The organism is Bacillus sp. JJ634 (genome assembly GCF_036962285.1).
GTDB classification, from domain to species: domain Bacteria; phylum Bacillota; class Bacilli; order Bacillales; family DSM-1321; genus Peribacillus; species Peribacillus asahii_A.
The window spans coordinates 1-3,414 of the sequence record NZ_JBALMU010000228.1; the positions used below are offsets into that span (position 1 = coordinate 1).

The window sequence follows — 3,414 nt, forward strand, 5'->3', positions numbered from 1 at the left end:
AAGATTTTATTTTGTATAAGAATTTCAGCATCGGGTCGAAGTTTTTTTGTTTCGTACTTTTGAGCTGCATAAAGGTTATTTCTAAACTTAATATGACTATAATCACTCAAGAAATCTACTAACATTAAATGATGCTTACCGATACTTGGTTTTAATATTGTAGCTTCAAAGTCTCCGACGATATTGTGGAACCCAGTTAATGGATCATTTATGTTAATTTCTAATTCTTTCCTTAAGTAATTTACTGCTTTTTTTGTTAGATAATGAATGTAATCTTTTGAATGTGGAAAACATGATGCAGTGTAAATGTATTTATTTTCCCGAAGATTTTTAGTTAATCTTGATACATTTGCTTTTTGACCTTTGGGATTTGAGTGTAAATGGTGGTATAAAATTTTTCTAAGATGTTCATTTGTTAATCCTCTGTAGCGATAGAGTAAGATGAGAATTTCTTTTTGCTTTTGGGTGATTGATATATTTTTCAAAAATATTCCTCCGTTTATAAATAGATTTTAATGTAGTGAAAAATACACAAAAAACCTCTATCAATTATTAAGATAGAGGTTAAGGATCCTTTAAAGGACTTTTATTTATGAACAGGATTATCTCTCTCGCATGAGTGAGACACAAAAGAAAAGAATCTACAAAATAATTTTACACAAGATTAAAATTATTATCAATGTATTCTGATAATTTATCTTTTATTAAATAATACTTAAAGTTTAATTTTTTTTGATTAGTTAAATGGTTTATTATATGAGAATTAGATTTTAAATAAGTCTTTATACGGTTAGCTTGACCTTGTATATTCTTCTCGTATTTATAACAATATACAGGAACATTATATTTATATCCTTCTATAAGGGTAAGAGTGAATCCAATTTCATAAATCAGTTCCCTTTGCCCTTGAAATGTAAATATCCGGGGTACTCCATTTCCAAAGTTTTTGAGATGAACTAATGGACCTGCTTTTAAAGGATGTTCAATTCCTCTATTAGTAATAACATAGAGTGGTCTTCCCAAATCATCTTTTTTGAATTGAGAGAAATATTTTTGTGAGGAGTAATGCGGTTTATTAGATCTTACGACAAAAATATATCTAACATAATTATTTTCCTTTACACATCTACTTGATGGAATAGGGGGAGCATTTCTTGAGGTTCCTTCTAACATACAAAAACGATTTATAGAATTATAATGGGCGCAATAAAGGCAGTTAATATTACTAGTTTTCAAAGTAATCATATCCTTCCGTTGAAAATTTTTAACAGTTTTCATTACATCCAAGATAAATAATTAAATTTACAAAAAATCCGCTTGTTTAAAGGCTTTATCTAATCATGTATGTAGAAAAATAATATGCAAGTATATAGTTTGAAAACAAAGTCTGATATTAAATGAAATTTTGATATATGTATATTTTATTGTGTGAGGTTCCCTAACTAGAGAACAATAAGATTTGGGTAAAAATACCCGATACGATTTCGGTCTCCTACTGCCATATAGGTGAATAAAGATAACCAATTTTATTTTAAATGTATTAATTAATGGAATATAAAACAGTATTTGGAAAAGGTGAACTGTTAGATAAATTGTCCTATCCCGCAGGAATTTAGTTCTATGTAATTTAAATCTCATTATAAATTATTTGGTGATTTTCAGGAAATTTCGTTAGGTTTTTAAATTAATGAAAAGAATGAGGGATACAAAATGAAAAATATTGTAGTGTTTAGCGATTCTCATTTGGACGTAAATTCAAATCAAATGGGAAGAAATTTGTTGTCTGAATTGATTAGTGTCATTAAAGATAAAAAGACGGATTTAATTATTATTTCAGGAGATTTAACGAATTTCGCTGATAATACCTTGAAAATTATAGATGTTATTCAATATCAAATAGGAACGAAAGTGTTATTTATTCCAGGTAATCACGATGTATGGGTAGACCAAAACCAAAGCTCGTGGGATGGCTATAATATTATAAAAAGTCATGATTCTAGCCTTATCGATAAACCATATGTTATTAATAATGAATATGCTGTAATAGGGGACATGGGATGGTATGATTATTCATTTTCTCCAGAAACAATTCCGCATAGTATATTACGTTCTCGTAAGAAAAAATTATGGAACGATTCTGTCTACGCTAGATGGAATATGAATGATATAGATTTACAACGCATTATGATAGACAAGTTCGAAAAGCAACTTAGCACATTTAAAGATAAGAAAATCATTTTTGTAAATCATTTTATTCCATACAAAGAGTTTATTACGTTTAAAGCAAATGATGCAAATTGGAATTTGTGTAATGCTTTTATGGGCTCTTCTGATTTGGGAGGGTTACTAGATCAATATTCTAATATCGAGTGGGTATTATTTGGTCATACGCATAAACGATATGGAGTTATTCGAGATTTCCATGGTAAAAATATTATTTGCAACCCATTAGGTTATAAAGGTGAATGGGAAAGCGATGATTTTATATCAGAGTTAGAAAAAACAATATCGCTTATTCAAATACCTTAAATACATACAAAATGAGGCTTTTGAGACATCCTGAGCGTACACGTGAAGATACTATGAACAAAAAAGCATCTAAGTATGTCCTTAAATATAACTACTACCTTTATATTCCTCTTCTCGTGAAAAAATTTAGCATAGAACTATTAAACAAATCTGCTAGTTGATTGAATAACTTGGAGCGTCGGTTTACTTGCTAATAATTAACGTGATGGATGATTTTCTTGATAAGGGCAAAGGATGTGAAGAGACCAAGCAGCAGGAACCCCAAAATCATTTTATTCGAAGATGTATCATTTCAATATCTAATAAAGGAAGCATAACAATTAATGCTCCAATGTATGTTTTAAGTTAGATAATGAATTTCTTGTGAAAGAAGAGAAATTATGGCATTATTTTATAGTATAGATTATTTAAAAGTTGCGAAGGACGCACTTCTTTAATAGAGGTGTGTCCTTTTTTGCTTTTGATATGGGGGTGACAAACTGAAAAAAATACTGGTATAAGATTAAGCTCGAAATGCTAACAAAAAATGAACAACATCAAAATATAAGAGGAGGAAAATCATAATATGAGGAAGATGAGCAAAATTGAACTAGATTGGGAAACTGGAGAAAAATTAGAAGAGCTGGTAATAATGGAATTGAAAGCTTTAAAAACAGAGTTAAAAGAAAATTCTGTTTACACAAATAGGATTAACCTAAGTAAATTAGCTGTAATAAAAATTGCATTAAATGAACGATACAAATACTTACAGGAAAAGGGTTTTGGAGATGAAAAGTTTGAGGTGAAGTTGAACTATGAGTCTGTTGATCCATTTGCAAGTAATTCAGATGACAATCCGTTTGTAAATAATCCAGATGACAATCCATTTTTGTAGTATATTAATAG

The 3,414-nt window shown here is 29.2% G+C and carries 4 protein-coding genes; 2 read left to right on the forward strand and 2 right to left on the reverse strand.

Features of this window, described 5'->3' with window-relative positions; translation table 11 throughout:
* Both V7068_RS22310 and V7068_RS22315 read right to left on the reverse strand, forming a co-directional pair.
* The coding region (locus tag V7068_RS22310) for a hypothetical protein (protein WP_499714611.1) at positions 1–485 on the reverse strand (485 nt) is incomplete at its 3' end.
* Positions 486–654: 169 nt separating this feature from the next.
* The gene (locus V7068_RS22315) at positions 655–1,278 is read right to left on the reverse strand and encodes a hypothetical protein (RefSeq protein WP_499714612.1); all 624 of its coding nucleotides are present in this window, start codon (positions 1,276–1,278) and stop codon (positions 655–657) included.
* Between the two features lie 432 nt (positions 1,279–1,710).
* On the opposite strand from V7068_RS22315, the gene V7068_RS22320 reads away from it, so the two are divergent.
* Positions 1,711–2,529 (forward strand): metallophosphoesterase, encoded by an 819-nt coding sequence (locus tag V7068_RS22320; RefSeq protein ID WP_499714613.1) that lies wholly within the window; start codon positions 1,711–1,713, stop codon positions 2,527–2,529.
* A 565-nt stretch (positions 2,530–3,094) separates the two neighbouring features.
* Positions 3,095–3,403: a hypothetical protein gene (locus tag V7068_RS22325; RefSeq protein WP_499714614.1), complete on the forward strand. Its 309-nt coding sequence runs from the start codon at positions 3,095–3,097 to the stop codon at positions 3,401–3,403.
* Positions 3,404–3,414 lie beyond the last annotated feature (11 nt).

Bases quoted from the DNA above. Each gene is read 5' to 3' on its own strand.
- V7068_RS22315 (WP_499714612.1), bottom strand. From the start codon at position 1,278: ATGAAAACTGTTAAAAATTTTCAACGGAAGGATATGATTACTTTGAAA.
- V7068_RS22320 (WP_499714613.1), top strand. From the start codon at position 1,711: ATGAAAAATATTGTAGTGTTTAGCGATTCTCATTTGGACGTAAATTCA.
- V7068_RS22325 (WP_499714614.1), top strand. From the start codon at position 3,095: ATGAGGAAGATGAGCAAAATTGAACTAGATTGGGAAACTGGAGAAAAA.